Below are 16587 nucleotides of genomic sequence, written 5' to 3'. Positions count from 1 at the left end.
GTAGTCGGAAAGAGGTGATTTTGTGAAAGGGGCACTTGATGGAATCCGAATTTTGGATGTTTCTCGGGTACTGGCAGGACCATTTTGTTCTATGATTCTCGGTGACCTGGGAGCAGAAGTGATCAAAATTGAACACTATGCATCAGGCGACGAAACGAGGGGCTGGGGACCGCCTTTTGTCAATGGAGAAAGTGCGTACTATTTATGTGCCAATCGGAATAAACAAAGTATGACACTTAACCTTAAATCAGAAGAAGGGAAAAAGATCTTTTCCAAACTGGCTTTTACTAGCGATGTCGTGATTCAAAACTTTAAATCTGGAACACTTGAAAAAATGGGATTAAGCTATTCGCAGTTAAAAACAATAAACCCTGGACTGATTTTGGCTTCCATCACAGGTTTTGGGTCAACGGGTCCCTATAAGGATTTGCCAGGCTATGATTATATTATTCAAGCTATGAGTGGGCTGATGAGCATCACTGGCGAACCTGAAGGAACTCCAGTAAAAGTTGGTGTGGCGATCGCAGATGTGTTAACAGGACTATATACCTGTATCGGGATATTAGGGGCTTTACAGCATCGGACCCAGACCGGGGAAGGGCAGGAAATTGATATTTCATTGATGGACTGCCAGATTTCTTCATTAATTAATGTGGCAAGTAATTATTTATGCAGCGGAGTGATTCCAAAACGACTGGGCAATCGGCACCCAAATATTTCCCCGTATCAGGTGTTTAATACCATGGACGGTGAACTTGTCATTGCCGTAGGAAACGATGAGCAGTTTAAGCGATTTGCTGCTGTCCTCGGTAGACCGGAATTAGCGGAAAAGGAAGAATTTATTCATAATGAACAGCGTTTAAAGAATAACGATAAACTAGTGGCTATTTGTGAAGAACTGCTTTCAAAAAAGCCGAAAAAAGAGTGGAAAAAACGATTAGATGCTGCTGGGGTTCCGAATGGCCCAATCAACAACATCGCTGAAATGTTTGAAGATCCACAGATAAAGGCTAGAGAGATGATTGTCGAAATGGAACATCCATTAATTGATCATCTTCAATTAACTGGCTCACCGTTGAAGTTATCGGCAACACCGGTAACTATGAGGCGCCATCCTCCACTGTTTGGCGAACACACAGAATCACTATTAGAGAGCATTGGATACAATTCTGAAGAAATTTCGAGATTAAAACAAAATAATATTATTTAGGGAGGAAATATATATGATGAACTTTGAATTAACAGATGAGCAGCAAAGTGTAAAGGAAATGGTTAGAAAATTTGTTGATAAGGAAATCATTCCAAATATTCAGGAGTGGGATCGCCAAGGTTATTTTGAACCGGCTATTTTGAAAAAATTGGCGGATTTGCAAGTAATGGGTGTCTGTATCCCCGAAGAGTATGGCGGAGCTGGCATGGATTATAATGCACTGGCGATTGTATGTGAGGAATTGGAACGAGGAGATACTGCCTATCGTACAGCCGTTTCTGTTCATACGGGACTAAATTGCATGACGATCATGCAATGGGGAACAGAGGAACAAAAACAAAAGTATATAGTCCCCCAAGCACAAGGTCGTAAAATTGGTGCTTTCGGATTGACAGAACCGAATGCGGGATCTGACGTTGCAGCGATGAATACATCAGCTACTAGGCACGGAGATTACTATATTTTGAATGGGTCTAAAACATGGATTTCTCTTTGTGATGTTGCTGATCATTTCTTAATTTTTGCCAAGACAAATCATGATTTAGGGCATAAAGGAATTACTGCATTTATAGTCGAACGTAGTTTTGAAGGGGTAGAAACGAAGGCGATCAAGGGTAAGTTGGGTATTCGTGCTGGAAATACTGGAGAAGTATTTTTAACAGATGTAAAAGTTCCTGTTGTGAACAGATTAGGTGAAGAAGGGGAAGGGTTTAAAATTGCCATGTCTGCACTAGATAACGGCCGATTTACAGTGGCTGCAGGAGCAGTAGGTTTAATAGAAGCAAGTCTTGAAGCAAGCCTTAAGTATTGCCATGAACGGAAAGCTTTTGGGAAAGAGATTGGAAAGCACCAGCTTGTACAGCAAATGATTGCAAAGATGAGCGCAAATCTTGAGATTTCCAGATTGCTGGTTTTTAAAGCAGGGTGGTTAAAGAATGAGGGTAAACGAAATACAAAGGAGACGTCTCTTGCTAAGTGGATTTCATGTAATGCTGCTTTTGATGCTGCAAATGATGCCGTTCAAATCCATGGGGCTAATGGTTATTCCGATGAATATCCAGTTGAGCGCTTTTTGCGAAATTCCAAAGCTCCTGTGATCTATGAAGGCACAAGGGAAATCCATACGATTATGCAAGGTGAGTACGCTTTAGGTTACAGGGAAGATAAGACTCTTCGTAAACAATTGCCTTCATGGCCTTTTGAACAAGTGAGCATTACTAAATAGTTGGCCATGAGGGCATGGAAGCTCATGGGAACGGTTCTTGACAGGTTGGACGTTTTTCAAGTTAGTAAATCCGGATCAAGTAATCGGAAAATATAATTGAATGGTGCCTGACACTTTTTAAATGGTATAATAAGGAATAATGGGTGCGCATTTACGAAGTAAAGGCTATTCATATATTTTACGAATGTTTGATGGGGGTGTTTGTATGCTAGTTGTTACAACAGAAAATATCCAAGGCTACAAGGTGGTCGAAGTAAAAGGACCTGTTTTTGGTTTAATCGTTAGAAGCCGGGGCTTGGGTGCGGATATTATGGCGAGCTTAAAAGGTTTGGTAGGCGGAGAAATTAAACAATATACCGTAATGCTGGAGGATTCGAGAAAAGAAGCCATGGACCGGATGATCAAGAATGCAAATGCGATGGGTGCCAATGCAGTAGTTATGACTCGTTTTGACTCAGGGGAAGCTGGAAAAAATATGAGTGAAATCTTTGCATATGGAACGGCAGTCGTAGTCGAGAAAATGTAATGAACGGACTTTGGATAATTATCACCTATTACGGTTTGCAAATCATCGCTGTTATTGTTTATATTTTATTAGGAGTGCTTATTTATGACAAACGTTTCAAAGGTCGGCAGGGTGATAAAGTGCCCGCCGGATTTGAAAAAACAGATGAAATAAACATTGACCCAGTGACCAATGAGAAAACAAGAGTGTACTATAACCCCCTAACAGGGGAGCGTTTTTATAAAAAGGAAAGATAATGGCCTAAAAAAATGACTCGAATTGTAAAACAATTTGTAGTTATTTTTTTTACCTTTTCTATTTATGGCAAATTAATTATTATATTTGCTTAAAGGGAATTTCAGAAAATAAAGTAATAAAAGGGCTTGGAGGGTAGAAATGCAAAAACTGACGTCTTTATTTCATAAAAGAATAGGCATTAAGAATAACGAAACAATTACCTTTGAAAATTTAGCTGAGGTTCTTGAAAAAACAGCACAAAACATACCGTTTGAAAATTTATCTATCATTGAAAACAAAACTCATAAGATTACAAAGGGAAACTTAATGAACAAAATAGTGGAAAGAAATGAAGGCGGCCTTTGTTTCGAATTAAATCCACTTTTCTATTTCTACCTATTAGAAAATGGGTTTAATGCAGTCTTAACAGACGGTGTTGTTTATAATCATGCTGCCGAAGAGTATCATCAACTTGGAAGGACGCATGTCACGGTTCTTATAAACCACGAGGGACAAACCTATTTAGTTGACACGGGTTTTGGTGGGAATTTACCGTTAAAACCCGTTCCAATATCCGGTGAGACCATTTCTTCGTATAATGGGGAGTTTCGAATCAAAAAAGTAAATCATCAATATGGGGACTATTGTTTAGAGATGAAATTAAAGCATAAAAATACAGATTGGAAAATTGGCTATGCATTTAATTCCAAGAAACCTATTGAAGATTTAGCGGATTTGAATGAAATCCAAAGAATAATTACCGAACACCCGGAATCTTCATTTAACAAACATCCATTAATAACTCGACTTACAAATAACGGAAATATAACCTTAACGGATACCACATTTACCCAATGGGCTGACGGGATTCTCACGAAAGAGAATATTGATAAGGTAAAATTCATAGAGCTGGCAAAACAACATTTTGGGCTGTAAAAACATATTGTCATTTTTGGGGGACGAACTTAACAAACATTTCTGGCGAACAGTAATAGTATGTTTATATATTAAAAAAGGGACTTTCACTTTTTTATTGACTATGAAACCTTCATGATTACGTTTGCATTTGCAAGCTTGATCGTAGCCTTACTGTCATTTAACCAAAAAAATAATCCTCTTTTGACTTTAGCAAAGAGAGTAAAAGAGCATTTTTACATATGCATTTCTAGAGAAGCTAGTGCTTATTTTTCAACCAGCTAACGACTCCATAAATAATAAGCAGTAACCCCCCGATCTCGATAGCATGATCGGCCAAGTTAAGAATTCCACCAGAGCGAATAATAAAATCTGTCACCTGCCCAAACAAAAGTCGATCAATGCCATTTCCAATTGCTCCGCCGACTAGGAATCCAAAACTGCTATCGATGAGAGCACCTTTCATATCTCCGGTTTTGCGAAAATATAAAACACCTATAACGAACAACATAGCCACAACACCGAAGAGCCGCGCATAGCCTTGAAATAAACCTCCTGCCATCCCGCTATTTTCGATATGTGTGAATTGTATTCCCCACAATGTAAATGTTTCATTGATGTCAATGTAGGCCCGAATTAGATATTTAGAAAGCTGGTCCATCACAATAACGAGGATAGCAATTACGTAAAATAGCATATATAGTCCTTCTTTCTGGTAGAATCCTTTGCATCCTAATCATCAGTATAATTGAAAGCATATTTCTATTCTATTATGAAGCTCTAATACGTTTATTCGATATTGTTAAGTAGAATAATTGCGAAGTAGCAACAATTGGGATTGAGAACGGATCATTTAATTGATAGATAGATTCCATACCATTTTTATTTGACCACGGTATTAGTTTGATCATTAAATATTCACATGCTCCTGAAAAAGCACATGTCCGTTTTCTTCATAAAACCCTATATCTTCTATGTAGGTCAAGTAACAGAAGGTAATTTATTAAATGTTGTAGAAATTAAAGCTAGGTGAATTGTTCTTCACCTACGGGGATTGTATATTCTTCGCTAATCAAATGCTACAAGGGTGGGAGTAAATATGTTAATAAAGCCAAAGAAATTGCTGCCGGGAGATCGTGTTGCTACAGTAAGTCCTTCTTGGGGAGGAGCTGGTGATCCAGAACTTAGATGGCGGTATGAACAAGGTGTAAAGAGATTAGAAGAAGTTTTTGGACTGAAAGTTATCCCCATGCCGAATAGTTTAAAAGGGAGCGACTATCTTTATAAAAATCCACAAGCTCGTGCTGAAGATTTGATGACAGCATTTAAAGATGAAAGCATTAAAGGAATCTTTGCAAATATTGGTGGAGAAGATAGTATTCGTTTACTTCCTTATATTGATGTTGATGTTATACGTGAAAATCCGAAAATTTTTATGGGCTACTCAGATGTAACTGTTTCACATTTATTTTGTCATAAAGCAGGAATTTCTTCTTTTTATGGTCCGGCAATATTAACCGATTTTGCTGAAAACGTTGAGATGGATCCATATACGATTAACATGGTGAATCGAACGCTCTTTTCAAATGAGATGATTGGCGAAATTCAACCAGCCAAAGAATGGACGAGTGAACGTTTAGAATGGATAGAAGAGAATAAGAACCGGCGACGGGCAATGCGACAAAATGTAGGTTATCAGATACTTCAAGGCTCAGGTGTAGCACAAGGACATCTGATTGGAGGTTGTATTGAGGTACTAGAGTTTGCGAAAGGAACAGTGCTTTGGCCTGAAAAGAAGTATTGGAATGATAGTATTCTTTTCTTTGAAACATCTGAAGAAAAGCCGGAACCAAATAATATTAAGTATTGGTTGCGAAATTATGCCATACAAGGAATTCTACAAAAAGCCAATGGAATCATTTTTGGTAAACCGCAAGACGAGAAATATTACGAGGAATATAAAGTTGAAATTCAAAAAGTCATGAAGGAATTTAATTTGGAGGATTTGCCGATCCTATATAACTTGAATTTTGGCCATACCGAACCGAAATTTATATTGCCCTATGGAGCAAGGGCGGAAATTAATTGTGATAAAAAGACTTTCACGATTTTAGAAAGTGGCGTGGAATAATTAATTGCTAGATAATAATTAGCGTGCAGTGGGAATGATCACAAAGAAGGAAGTGGTAAACGATTCATGATTCTCCTGATCGAACGAAATCCGCGATGAATAATTTTATCTACACAGTCGTGATTTCATATTTACCGCTCCATGATAAGGCGTTGGAACGAGAACAAATGGTATTTAAAATTTTATCTATTGTGTTGATTTCACTGCCATGTTATGATTAAGTTGTCAAATGTGAACAATTTGTGAAACTTACGATTTTATTATAAAATAGGAGTCCCTTTTAATACGAAACAGCGAACCTGTTGATCGGTTAAGAGGTTTTTTAACTCATATGACAAGGGTAAAATATTATAACAGTTGGTGCGTAACAGCGAACCTGTTTGAGGCGAACCGTTGTAATGATTCAAATGGGATTCCGCCTATTTTAAGGAATCTAAAAAGAATCTATTACAATGGTTTTTATTTTTATTCCGTTATATAGTATACTTATAGAATAAACACCATTAACATAGTGATAACATTGAGTAAAAACAAGTGAGTTGAGTCATGTGAATAAATATGAAGCAGAATTTAGTAACATTGTTCGCGCGTATCGAAAACGTCATATGGGTAAAGGCCCTAGTCAAGTTCGAACAACGTTTTGTAAGAACTGGGCAATTTGTGAATTAGAAGGTAATTTATCTCCTATTGAAAAATTTATTGCTTCAGCGGAAGATGGGAGACAAATGTTACGATCTGCTCGTACTGAAATGGTCAAGGAGATTTATAAAAAAAACTATCCACAGGAAATGGAAGAACTACTTGGTGCAAGATTCATTCGTGTCTTTGTGGATATTGATATTGAAGACGACATGGGGATGTCAATCTTCGTGTTTGATCAAGATATTGAGGAAAAGTTTAACTTAAAAAGTTAACCCCAATGAAAACATCATTCAACTACATATTGTTGGCACTTGACAGCGACCCTGTTAAAGACTAACCACCTAGAGCTATTTGTCCGTTTTATCGGATGAATATAATCTTAGGTGGTTTTTTATTGGAAAAATTGCAATTGACATGATTGAGGAGGAAATGAAAATGGGAAAAACTCAACATCCAGGACCACAAAAAAAGGCAATGTTACCTGCCCCTAAATACTGGGTTAGTCCAATTCCTTTTGGATTAGGAAAGATTAAGCCGCAGCATATCCGCGATACGATGAAAATTGCTTGGGATAATAAAGACAATATCGGCTATGCCACACGTATTATTACAAAAGGGGTTTGTGACGGTTGTGCACTCGGTGTATCAGGGTTGTATGACCAAACATTAGAGGGACCGCATGTTTGCACCACACGTTTGAATGTGCTTCGGCTAAATACTATGCCTGCGATTCCGCCTGAAATTCTTCATGCCGATATCGATGTACTAAGGCAGTATGGTAGCAGTGAACTTCGTAAGCTAGGTCGGATTCCATATCCAATGATTCGTCGAAAAGGGGAACGTAAATTTTCACGGATTACATGGGATGGCGCAATGGATTTAATTGCAGATAAAATAAAAAAGTTGGATCCGAAACAATATTCATTTTATTTAACCGCTCGAGGGATTACAAACGAAAGCTATTATGTTGCAGCAAAGGTAGCTCGTTTTCTTGGGACCAATCACATTGATAACGCTTCCCGTATTTGCCATGCTCCAAGTAAAACAGCTTTAAAACGTTCCATTGGAGTGGGAGCTTCGACATCCAATTATTTAGATTGGATTGGAACAGATGTCTTATTGTTTTGGGGAAGTGTCGCTTCGAACTCATCACCTGTATCTTCGAAATATATGCTTGAAGCAAAGAAAAAAGGAACTAAAATCATTGTTGTTAACCCATACCGTGAACCAGCGATGGATAAGTATTGGATTCCTTCAAACCCTGAGTCTGCATTATTCGGTACAAAAATTGCCGATGACTTCTATCAAGTCAACATTGGCGGGGATATTGCCTTTATGCATGGAATCATGAAGCATTGGTTTGATATGGAGGAAAAAGCATATGGGTCAGCGATTAACCATAAGTTCGTAGAGGAACATGTAAACGGTTACGAGGGATTAAAGAAAAAAGTCCAAGAACAACCTTGGGAAGATATCATCGAGTCTTCAGGTGTTTCTAAAGAACGAATCATTGAATTAGCTGAGCTTTTAGCAAACAGCAAAAATGCGGTGTATGCATGGGCGCTGGGTCTGACCATGCACTCCTTTGCAACTGACAATATCTCTCAAGTAGCAAACCTGGCACTGCTTCGTGGACACTTAGGACGAAAGCACGCTGGTCTCATGCCGTTCCGTGGACACTCTAGCGTTCAAGGCAGCGGAGAAATGGGGGCGGACCCGTTTGTTTTACCTGGCGGAGGCTGGGATGAGAAAAATGTAGAGCGAATCGAAAAACTTTGGGGATTTGACCTGCCAAAGTGGCAGGGTGATATAGTTGGTGTCACACTAGAAAACGTTGTTCTTCCAGAAGATCATGAGCGGAAAGTGAAATTATATTACCTATCTGGTGGTAATTTCTTAGAAACGATGCCTGACCCAGATTTTATTGAACAAGCCTTATCTGAACTGGAGATTCGCGTTCATCAAGATATTATTTTAAATACATCGACTTTAGTTGATTCGAAAGAAGCAGTCATCGTGTTACCGGCAAAAACGCGTTATGAGCAAGAAGGAGGCGGCACGAGTACATCAACAGAACGGATGGTTTACTTCTCTCCTGAAATTACTGGTAACAAAAACATGATTGAAGAAGCACGTGCAGAATGGAAGATTTATCTGGACCTTGCCAAGCGTGTAAAACCAGAAACGTTTCATTTGGTCGATTTTGCTGACGGGCAGACAATTCGTGAGGAAATTGCCATAGCAAACCCTGAATACGACGGCATCCAGTATTTGAAAAAGCAAGGAGACGTTTTCCAGTGGGGCGGTGCCTGGTTATGTGAAGATGGAGTTTGTCCAACTCAAGATGGGAGAGGTACCTTAATTCCGGTTGATATTCCGGATTTAAATAAAAAGCCAGAACAATTTATTATTACATCTCGCCGTGGTAAGCAGTTTAACTCGATGGTGTATAAAGAAGTAGATCCATTAAACGGTGCTGGTCGTTATGATGTATTAATGAGTCCTGTTGATGGGCAAAAATTAAGCATTGCTGAAGGCGAAGGAATTGTTGTTTATAACGGATTTGGAGTCTTCCAAGGTACGGCTAAATTTGTTGATATTGCGAAAGGAAATTTAGAAGTTCATTTCCCGGAGGGTAACTACTTACTGCCGCGCGGTCGGTATGAGAAATTTGCCGGCATTCCGGATTACAACATCACGGTTACTGTTGAAAAAGCAGAACGATATCATGCGCGTAAAGATACCCAATATCTAGAAAAGCCGATTGCTGAGCTTGAAACAGAAGTTGGTTAAGGGCAAGAATATCTATGGAAAGGGGCACCAAATTTGTTAAAGGAAATCACTACTTCTCAAAACATTGTAAAGTATAATGGACATAACTTCATAGAGGAAAAGGATAACATTGCAGTCGAATCTGCCTTAACGATTATATTAGATGGAACTGAGTTTGCCACCATGGTATGTACCCCTTCTGAACTGAAAGAATTGGTGGTCGGCTTCCTAGCTTCTGAGGGTGTGATTCGAGTCTACCAAGATATTCAATCGATCCATATTGATGAAGAAACGGGATTTGCTTATGTTGATCTTTTGAGTAAACATTCGCTTCAAAAAGATTTCCATTCGAAGAGATTCATTGGTTCTTGTTGTGGAAAAGGGCGGCAATTTTACTTTCATAACGATGTAAAGACAGCGAAAACGGTAATGACCAAATTGACGGTTACACCGGAACAATGCCGTGAGTTAATGAAGCAAATGCAAGAAAACTCTACACATTTTCAACAAACCGGCGGGGTTCATAATGCCGCACTATGTACGAAGGATGGAATTGTGGCATCACGAACGGATATCGGTCGACATAATGCCCTGGATAAACTTTTTGGCTATTGCATGATTAACCGAATACCACTTAAGGATAAAATCATTGCTTTCAGTGGCCGAATTTCATCCGAGGTGTTACTTAAAGCAGCCAAGATTGGAGTAGGAATTATTCTATCAAAATCTGCACCTACCAATCTTGCCCTAGATTTAGCAGAAGAACTCGGAATTACGGCTGTTGGCTTTATCCGAGCTAACGGATTTAATGTTTACACCCATCAGGAGCGCATTCAAGGTATCGAATATAATCGATCATCGTCATCTGTTTTATAAGGATTCAATCATTTTAAAAAAAGATAAAACACTCACAAATATGAAAAGCCTAATTTCTATGTATTGTAAGTTAGAAATTAGGCTTTCATAAAAGGGCCCGATTATTGGAGAAGGGAAATGATACATATCTAGATTTTGAATGTGGAGCGCATGACGATGCGTTAACGAGTCGTCATACGGAAGGGGGACAAAAAGAAAAAGAAAATAAAAATAAAAATCAAAATAAAAAAGAAAAACAACAACAAGAAGCTTTTAATCCAAAAATAGACAAAAATCCTGACACAGATAATAATCAAAAAGTAGTAGATGTAAAAGAAATTATTGAGTTTTGGGACGACTATGGATTTGGTTTTTCGAACATGAATGCGAAAGAGCAGCTGCTAGTTTGGTTAGATGATTCTAGCCTTTTACAGCCGAAAGATATGATTTTAAAAGCGATACGGCAGGTGAAGAGTGATGTGTTTCGCGAAGTTCTGTGATTGCAGCCATCAAGTTTCCTTCTTTTGCATATAAAGACAATAAAAATTTGTATTATTTTATCAAATATATACTATTTATCCCTTATAATAGCATTAATGAATGATGTTAATAAGAGAAACGCAGTCAATTCTGAAAGGGGATACATATTTTTTGAATGCAAAATATCTAGATTTACTCGCCCAAAAATATGATAGTGCAGAAAAAGTAGCAACAGAAATTATTAATCTCGAATCCATCCTAAATCTACCAAAGGGGACTGAACATTTTGTCAGTGATTTACATGGTGAATATCAAGCCTTTCAACATGTATTAAGAAATGGTTCAGGGAAGGTAAAAGAGAAAATCAATGACCTGTTTCAATATATCTTAACGGAAAACCAAAGGAATGAATTTGCAACATTAATTTATTATCCAGAAGAAAAACTTCAGTTAATAAAAAATCATTTTTATAATGAATTAGAATTAAATCAATGGTATACAGAAATGATTGAGCGGATGATTATGCTCATCTCTTTTGCCTCCTCTAAATACACACGCTCTAAGTTACGGAAAGCTTTGCCGAATCAGTTTGTCTATATCATTGAAGAACTGCTTTACAAAAAAAATGATTCCACCAATAAGGATGATTATTATTCAAAAATTGTCCAACAGATTATCTCTTTAGGACAGGCCGATAAGCTGATCATAGGTCTTGCCTATACGACACAGCGATTAGTTGTCGACCATCTTCATGTAGTTGGGGATATTTACGACCGTGGACCCGAGCCAGATAAAATTATGGAAACACTGATCGGTTACCATTCAGTAGATATTCAGTGGGGAAATCACGATGTCCTATGGCTGGGTGCCTTTGCTGGATCAAAGGTATGTCTGGCAAATATTATTCGTATTTGTGCGAGATACGACAATTTGGATATTATTGAAGATGTATATGGAATCAATCTAAGACCATTACTTAATCTAGCGGAAAAGTACTATGAAGACAATCCAGCTTTTAGATCTAAGGTCCATTCCGATAAAAGTCCATCTGATCATGAACAACTGCAAATTACGAAAATTCATCAAGCAATCGCGATGATTCAATTCAAACTGGAAATCCCGATCATCAATAGGCGCCCGTATTTTAATATGTCAGAAAGGCGATTGCTTGAGAAAATTGATTATGAAAAGAACGAAATAACCATACATGGGAAAACCTACCCTCTAGTAAATAGTTGCTTTGCAACGGTTAATCCAGAGCAGCCCGATCAATTATTAGAAGAGGAAAAACAGGTGATAGAAAAATTGTTATTTTCCGTGCAGCATTCCGAGAAGCTGGCTAGGCATATGAAATTTCTAATGAAAAAAGGCAGCCTTTATTTGAAATATAACGGTAACTTATTAATTCATGGCTGCATTCCTTTAGATGAAGAAGGAAATATGGAAAAAATGACGATTGAGAATAAAACGTATGCAGGCCGTGAATTACTTGATACGTTTGAATATAATTTACGATATTCTTTTGAACACCCGGAAATGACTGATGACCTTGCAACAGATATGGTTTGGTATTTGTGGACCGGAGAATACTCATCCCTCTTTGGAAAACGAGCGATGACCACCTTTGAAAGGTACTTTATTAAGGATAAGGAAACGCATAAGGAGAAAAAGAACCCTTATTATTACTTACGAGAGAATGAAGAACTTTGCAAAAAACTCCTTGCTGAATTTGATCTCGACCCTGAGCAGGGTCATATTATCAACGGCCATACACCAGTGAAAGAAATTGAGGGAGAGAATCCCATCAAAGCGAATGGAAGAATGATTGTTATCGATGGTGGGTTCTCAAAACCCTATCAATCTGTAACAGGTATAGCAGGATACACCTTACTATATAATTCCTACGGTATGCAATTGGTGGCTCATAAACATTTTCATTCAAAAGAAGATGTATTAAGTGACGGTACGGATGTATTATCGGTAAAAAGAGTAGTGGATAAAGAACTTGTGAGAAAAAAAGTAAGAGAAACGAATATTGGTAAAGAACTATTACAGGAAATTTCAATTTTGAATAGTTTGAGGGAATATCGGTATATGAATTAGAGCGAATTGTGGGTTTTCTCCATTCTTTTTGTATAAAATAAGAATAGAAAATAAACTTGAAAAGGTGAGAACATGAGTCAATTATCCGAGTTGTTATCCAATCAACATAATCAAAATGTCGAGGAATTAAAAGAATTGCTCCGGATTCCAAGCATCAGTTCCTTATCCGAGCATAAAGAGGACATTCAAAAAGCGGCTTCATGGATTGCCAATAAATTAGAAAACATTGGAATGGAACATGTTGAAATCGTCCAGACGAAAGGTCATCCGATTGTTTATGCGGATTGGCTTCATCAGGAAAACGCCCCAACAGTCTTAGTGTACGGCCATTATGACGTACAGCCCGTTGACCCTGTTCATTTATGGGAAACGCCCCCTTTTGAACCAACGATCCGTGATGAAAAGATCTTTGCCAGAGGGGCAACCGACGACAAAGGGCAGACGTTCTTACATATCAAAGCAGTGGAAACACTATTGAAATTAGAAGGTAAATTACCGGTAAACGTAAAATTTTGCATCGAAGGAGAAGAAGAAATCGGAAGTCCTCATCTTCCGCCATACTTATCCGAAAATAAAGAAAAATTATCCTGTGATGTGGTCGTTATTTCCGATTCTGATATGTGGGACAGAGGCGTCCCTGCCATTACTTATTCATTAAGAGGTCTGTGTGCATTAGAAGTTTCCCTTAAAACCGCTAATTCTGATTTGCACTCGGGTATGTTCGGCGGGGGAGTTCAAAACGCCAACCATCTATTGGTACAGCTGCTTACTACTCTTCATGATTCAAATGGTAAAGTAAATGTTGATCATTTTTATGATGATGTAGTGGAATTAACCGCATTTGAAAAGGAACAAATTAAAGCACTGGGTTTCGATGAAGAAAAGTTAAAAAAATCGTTAGCATTAACTGAGTTAACAGGAGGGGAAAACAATTATCCTTATCCTGAGAGAATCAGCTCCAGGCCAACATTAGAAATCAACGGATTATGGGGCGGATTTCAGGGGGAAGGAACTAAAACGGTCATCCCGAACGAGGCTCATGCCAAAATCACCTGCCGTCTAGTCCACAATCAAAACCCTGAAAAGATTCAAGGATTGATTAAAAAGCATCTGGAAGAACATGCACCAATAGGATGCACGGTGAAAGTGTCGCTACAAGATACGGGGAATCCATTTTTAACGCCGATTGACAGTCCGATGATTCAAAAAGCGGCCGAAGCGTATGAAATTGTTTATGGGAAATCGCCTGTTTACAAAAGAGAAGGTGGCTCCATTCCTATTGTATCGGATTTCAACCAATCCCTACATGCACCTGTTGTTTTAATGGGATTCGGTCTTCCAGATGAAAATCTTCATGCTCCAAACGAACACTTTAACTTAGAAAACTTTGATAAAGGAATCTTAACGATTTGTTCCTTTTTAGAACTTCTAAATAAGTAAAATGGTGCCTGACACCACCTTCAGTGGTGTCAGGCACTTTTATTAGATTCAGGTGTTTGAATTTAAAGCTGAGTGTGTAGTATCGTATACACGAGGAGTGATTGTATGAACGAAACCATTCAATTATTAAGAAATCATCGCTCAGTTAGGGACTTCGACGCAAAAAAAGAGGTAAGCGAAACACAGATCGAAGTGATTATTGAGGCGGCTTTGGCTGGTCCCAATTGGATTAATGGACAGCAAGTGAGCGTGATCGAAGTTAGGGAGCCTGAAAGGAAAGAAGCATTGGCGAAAGCGGCAGGCAACCAAAGGTGGATTGAGGAAGCTCCAGTTTTTCTAGTGTTTTGCATGGATTTTTATCGGGCGAAGCTGGCTGCTGAAAAAAATGGTACGGAGTTTAAAATTATCGAGGACTTAGAAGCCATTATTATCGGTTCAACAGATGTAGGGATTGCTCTGGGTAGCGCGGTGATTGCGGCTGAATCGATGGGACTCGGGATCGTCCCAATCGGAGGATTACGGAGAAAGCCCCAAACCTTTGTTGATCTATTGAATCTTCCGGAATATGTTTTCCCAATCTCAGGTCTGGTGGTCGGATATCCACGATCCGTCCCTGGTCAAAAACCAAGGCTGCCAATTAAGGCAACCCTTCAGAAAGAACAGTATGATGCGAAAATTCAAAAGGAAATCATTGACCAATATGATCAAACGATCTCATCCTATATGTCTGAGCGGACCAGCGGAGAAGATACCAGTGACTGGTCAAGTAAGGTCGCTCAATTTTATGATAGCGGTTTTGACCAATACGCAAAAAATTCCAGTCCTACGGTAAAAAATCAGAGGTTCCGATATAAGTAAAAAATTCATATATCTGACTCAAAATAAGAGCAACGGACAAGTTGCTCTTTTTATTTATAAATTTTAGGATGTAATAGTAAACGTGTTTGGAACTCAGCGTCGTTACAGGTACATCGGGCAGTCGAATCAATTTCGATGATATTGTGATCTGCAATTAGTTCAGATGTCATCCATCACAACTATGGTGTAATTGCCTTAGAGAAAAAGGGGTATCTTTAAATCTTAAAATTGATGTGAACCCGTAAAGTTAGACAGGTTATGACCAGGTAGCAATGGAATGTGATCAGAAAGAAGAATTTTACCGAGAATTTTCTACCAGACTAAGTAAAGTTGTATCAATGGCAGATGGTACTGGATGGGGGTTTTATGAAGCGTTAGTGGAATGCTACTATAGGATTGAATGGGTTCATGAAGAAGATGAATAGGGTATAATTTATGAATACATAATAAAAAAAGATTAAAATCTTAAAAAAAGATATGAACTTAAAGAAGTTCGTTGCTCATGAAAAGGATAAAAGTGGAATATTGATGTATCGATTTAAGGGAGAATATAAAATTGATATTATCTTTAGGATTAATAAAAGGAAAGTGAAATATCGTTTAAACAGAGGAGGAAATTTAAATTAATAACTACGATAAATTTATAGAAAAACTTCAGCAGTTTGGAGTTGTTGACGAGTATCTTCCAACAATCGATCAACCAAAAGTAACCTTAGAAAGGGATGTTAAAGTTTTTAATAATGATTTTAACATTTTACAGTTAAGTTTACTGTACTCGATGATTTCAGTTGAAGAATGGAAGGATCAGCAGAATTTTTACATCATTTGGAAAAATTCTGACATGAAATCGAATCTGAAGCGGTTTGTCCTTTATTATAATCAGAAAAAAGGAATCCTTCGAAGAAAGTATGTGTATAGAAACGGTATTGAGTCAAGAAAAGAGGAAAAACGCCCGGTCCCTAAGGAGCAACTTGTTTATGAAGCAAGTAAGGGATTGCTTTCTATCATATTAGATGGCTTCAAACAAATCGAGTAAAGGGATTTTTATTTTTTATGTTGGGGGATACCCCAAAAGTGTCTTTTGCAGAATCTATTTTTAGGATAATCGATGCGAAATGACTTCATCGATTACTTTCGTGAAGACAGGCTCAAAAACCTGGTGCGGCATCTTCTGAAAAGCCTCATTCGTTCAACGAGAAAATGAATGATCCATA

The 16587-nt window shown here is 38.1% G+C and carries 16 protein-coding genes and 1 pseudogene; 16 read left to right on the top strand and 1 reads right to left on the bottom strand.

Annotation, left to right across the window (positions count from 1 at the left end; translation table 11 throughout):
* Window positions 1-22: 22 nt before the first annotated feature.
* The 5 genes from J7E66_RS22735 (at window position 23) to J7E66_RS22715 (ending at window position 4113) form a co-directional block, all read left to right on the top strand.
* Window positions 23-1210, top strand: a complete 1188-nt coding sequence (locus tag J7E66_RS22735) for a CaiB/BaiF CoA transferase family protein (protein WP_215004035.1) — start codon at window positions 23-25, stop codon at window positions 1208-1210.
* Between the two features lie 16 nt (window positions 1211-1226).
* On the top strand, window positions 1227-2435 hold the full coding sequence (locus J7E66_RS22730; RefSeq protein WP_215004182.1) for an acyl-CoA dehydrogenase family protein: 1209 nt from the start codon (window positions 1227-1229) through the stop codon (window positions 2433-2435).
* A 205-nt stretch (window positions 2436-2640) separates the two neighbouring features.
* Entirely contained in the window at window positions 2641-2961 is a 321-nt protein-coding gene (locus J7E66_RS22725; RefSeq protein ID WP_168244485.1) for a YbjQ family protein, read from the top strand.
* Window positions 2961-3197 (top strand): hypothetical protein, encoded by a 237-nt coding sequence (locus tag J7E66_RS22720; protein WP_215004033.1) that lies wholly within the window; start codon window positions 2961-2963, stop codon window positions 3195-3197. Before J7E66_RS22725 ends, J7E66_RS22720 begins: the two co-directional genes overlap by 1 nt.
* Before the next feature lie 139 nt (window positions 3198-3336).
* Window positions 3337-4113, top strand: coding sequence for an arylamine N-acetyltransferase family protein (locus J7E66_RS22715; RefSeq protein WP_215004031.1), 777 nt, complete (start codon window positions 3337-3339; stop codon window positions 4111-4113).
* 238 nt (window positions 4114-4351) lie between these two features.
* On the opposite strand, the gene lspA is transcribed toward J7E66_RS22715, so the two are convergent.
* Complete coding sequence (gene lspA / locus J7E66_RS22710) at window positions 4352-4789, bottom strand: signal peptidase II (protein ID WP_215004029.1); 438 nt, start codon at window positions 4787-4789, stop codon at window positions 4352-4354.
* A 402-nt stretch (window positions 4790-5191) separates the two neighbouring features.
* Between lspA and J7E66_RS22705 the strand changes: the two genes are divergently transcribed.
* From J7E66_RS22705 to J7E66_RS22660, 11 genes and pseudogenes are all read left to right on the top strand, one after another.
* Window positions 5192-6223 (top strand): S66 family peptidase, encoded by a 1032-nt coding sequence (locus J7E66_RS22705; RefSeq protein ID WP_215004027.1) that lies wholly within the window; start codon window positions 5192-5194, stop codon window positions 6221-6223.
* A gap of 59 nt (window positions 6224-6282) precedes the next feature.
* Window positions 6283-6396: pseudogene (locus J7E66_RS31995) on the top strand (DNA alkylation repair protein); the annotation flags it as partial.
* A 375-nt stretch (window positions 6397-6771) separates the two neighbouring features.
* Complete coding sequence (locus J7E66_RS22700) at window positions 6772-7137, top strand: Na-translocating system protein MpsC family protein (RefSeq protein WP_168244478.1); 366 nt, start codon at window positions 6772-6774, stop codon at window positions 7135-7137.
* Window positions 7138-7300: 163 nt separating this feature from the next.
* On the top strand, window positions 7301-9658 hold the full coding sequence (locus J7E66_RS22695) for an FdhF/YdeP family oxidoreductase (protein ID WP_215004025.1): 2358 nt from the start codon (window positions 7301-7303) through the stop codon (window positions 9656-9658).
* A gap of 33 nt (window positions 9659-9691) precedes the next feature.
* Entirely contained in the window at window positions 9692-10513 is an 822-nt protein-coding gene (gene fdhD / locus J7E66_RS22690) for a formate dehydrogenase accessory sulfurtransferase FdhD (RefSeq protein WP_215004023.1), read from the top strand.
* A gap of 104 nt (window positions 10514-10617) precedes the next feature.
* Complete coding sequence (locus tag J7E66_RS22685; RefSeq protein WP_215004021.1) at window positions 10618-10992, top strand: hypothetical protein; 375 nt, start codon at window positions 10618-10620, stop codon at window positions 10990-10992.
* Window positions 10993-11143: 151 nt separating this feature from the next.
* Window positions 11144-13075, top strand: a complete 1932-nt coding sequence (locus J7E66_RS22680; RefSeq protein ID WP_215004019.1) for a fructose-1,6-bisphosphatase — start codon at window positions 11144-11146, stop codon at window positions 13073-13075.
* A gap of 72 nt (window positions 13076-13147) precedes the next feature.
* Window positions 13148-14515, top strand: a complete 1368-nt coding sequence (locus tag J7E66_RS22675; protein ID WP_215004017.1) for a dipeptidase — start codon at window positions 13148-13150, stop codon at window positions 14513-14515.
* Between the two features lie 105 nt (window positions 14516-14620).
* Window positions 14621-15373, top strand: coding sequence for an NADPH-dependent oxidoreductase (locus J7E66_RS22670; RefSeq protein WP_215004015.1), 753 nt, complete (start codon window positions 14621-14623; stop codon window positions 15371-15373).
* Between the two features lie 272 nt (window positions 15374-15645).
* Window positions 15646-15798: a hypothetical protein gene (locus tag J7E66_RS22665; RefSeq protein WP_215004013.1), complete on the top strand. Its 153-nt coding sequence runs from the start codon at window positions 15646-15648 to the stop codon at window positions 15796-15798.
* Window positions 15799-16214: 416 nt separating this feature from the next.
* Window positions 16215-16409 carry a hypothetical protein gene (locus J7E66_RS22660; RefSeq protein ID WP_142292187.1) on the top strand — a complete coding sequence of 65 codons (195 nt, stop codon included), beginning with the start codon at window positions 16215-16217 and terminating at the stop codon, window positions 16407-16409.
* Window positions 16410-16587: the final 178 nt, after the last annotated feature.

It is taken from the genome of Bacillus sp. ISL-7, assembly GCF_018613065.1.
The sequence above is the reverse complement of the archived record's forward strand: the minus strand, read 5'-3'. Positions and strand labels throughout refer to the sequence as shown.

Excerpts from the sequence above, each read along its gene's own strand:
- J7E66_RS22715 (WP_215004031.1), top strand. The coding sequence starts at position 3,337 with ATGCAAAAACTGACGTCTTTATTTCATAAAAGAATAGGCATTAAGAAT.
- J7E66_RS22660 (WP_142292187.1), top strand. The coding sequence starts at position 16,215 with ATGAAATCGAATCTGAAGCGGTTTGTCCTTTATTATAATCAGAAAAAA.
- lspA (WP_215004029.1), bottom strand. The coding sequence starts at position 4,789 with ATGCTATTTTACGTAATTGCTATCCTCGTTATTGTGATGGACCAGCTT.
- J7E66_RS22670 (WP_215004015.1), top strand. The coding sequence starts at position 14,621 with ATGAACGAAACCATTCAATTATTAAGAAATCATCGCTCAGTTAGGGAC.
- J7E66_RS22695 (WP_215004025.1), top strand. The coding sequence starts at position 7,301 with ATGGGAAAAACTCAACATCCAGGACCACAAAAAAAGGCAATGTTACCT.
- J7E66_RS22720 (WP_215004033.1), top strand. The coding sequence starts at position 2,961 with ATGAACGGACTTTGGATAATTATCACCTATTACGGTTTGCAAATCATC.
- J7E66_RS22725 (WP_168244485.1), top strand. The coding sequence starts at position 2,641 with ATGCTAGTTGTTACAACAGAAAATATCCAAGGCTACAAGGTGGTCGAA.
- J7E66_RS22705 (WP_215004027.1), top strand. The coding sequence starts at position 5,192 with ATGTTAATAAAGCCAAAGAAATTGCTGCCGGGAGATCGTGTTGCTACA.
- J7E66_RS22665 (WP_215004013.1), top strand. The coding sequence starts at position 15,646 with ATGGAATGTGATCAGAAAGAAGAATTTTACCGAGAATTTTCTACCAGA.
- J7E66_RS22675 (WP_215004017.1), top strand. The coding sequence starts at position 13,148 with ATGAGTCAATTATCCGAGTTGTTATCCAATCAACATAATCAAAATGTC.
- J7E66_RS22730 (WP_215004182.1), top strand. The coding sequence starts at position 1,227 with ATGAACTTTGAATTAACAGATGAGCAGCAAAGTGTAAAGGAAATGGTT.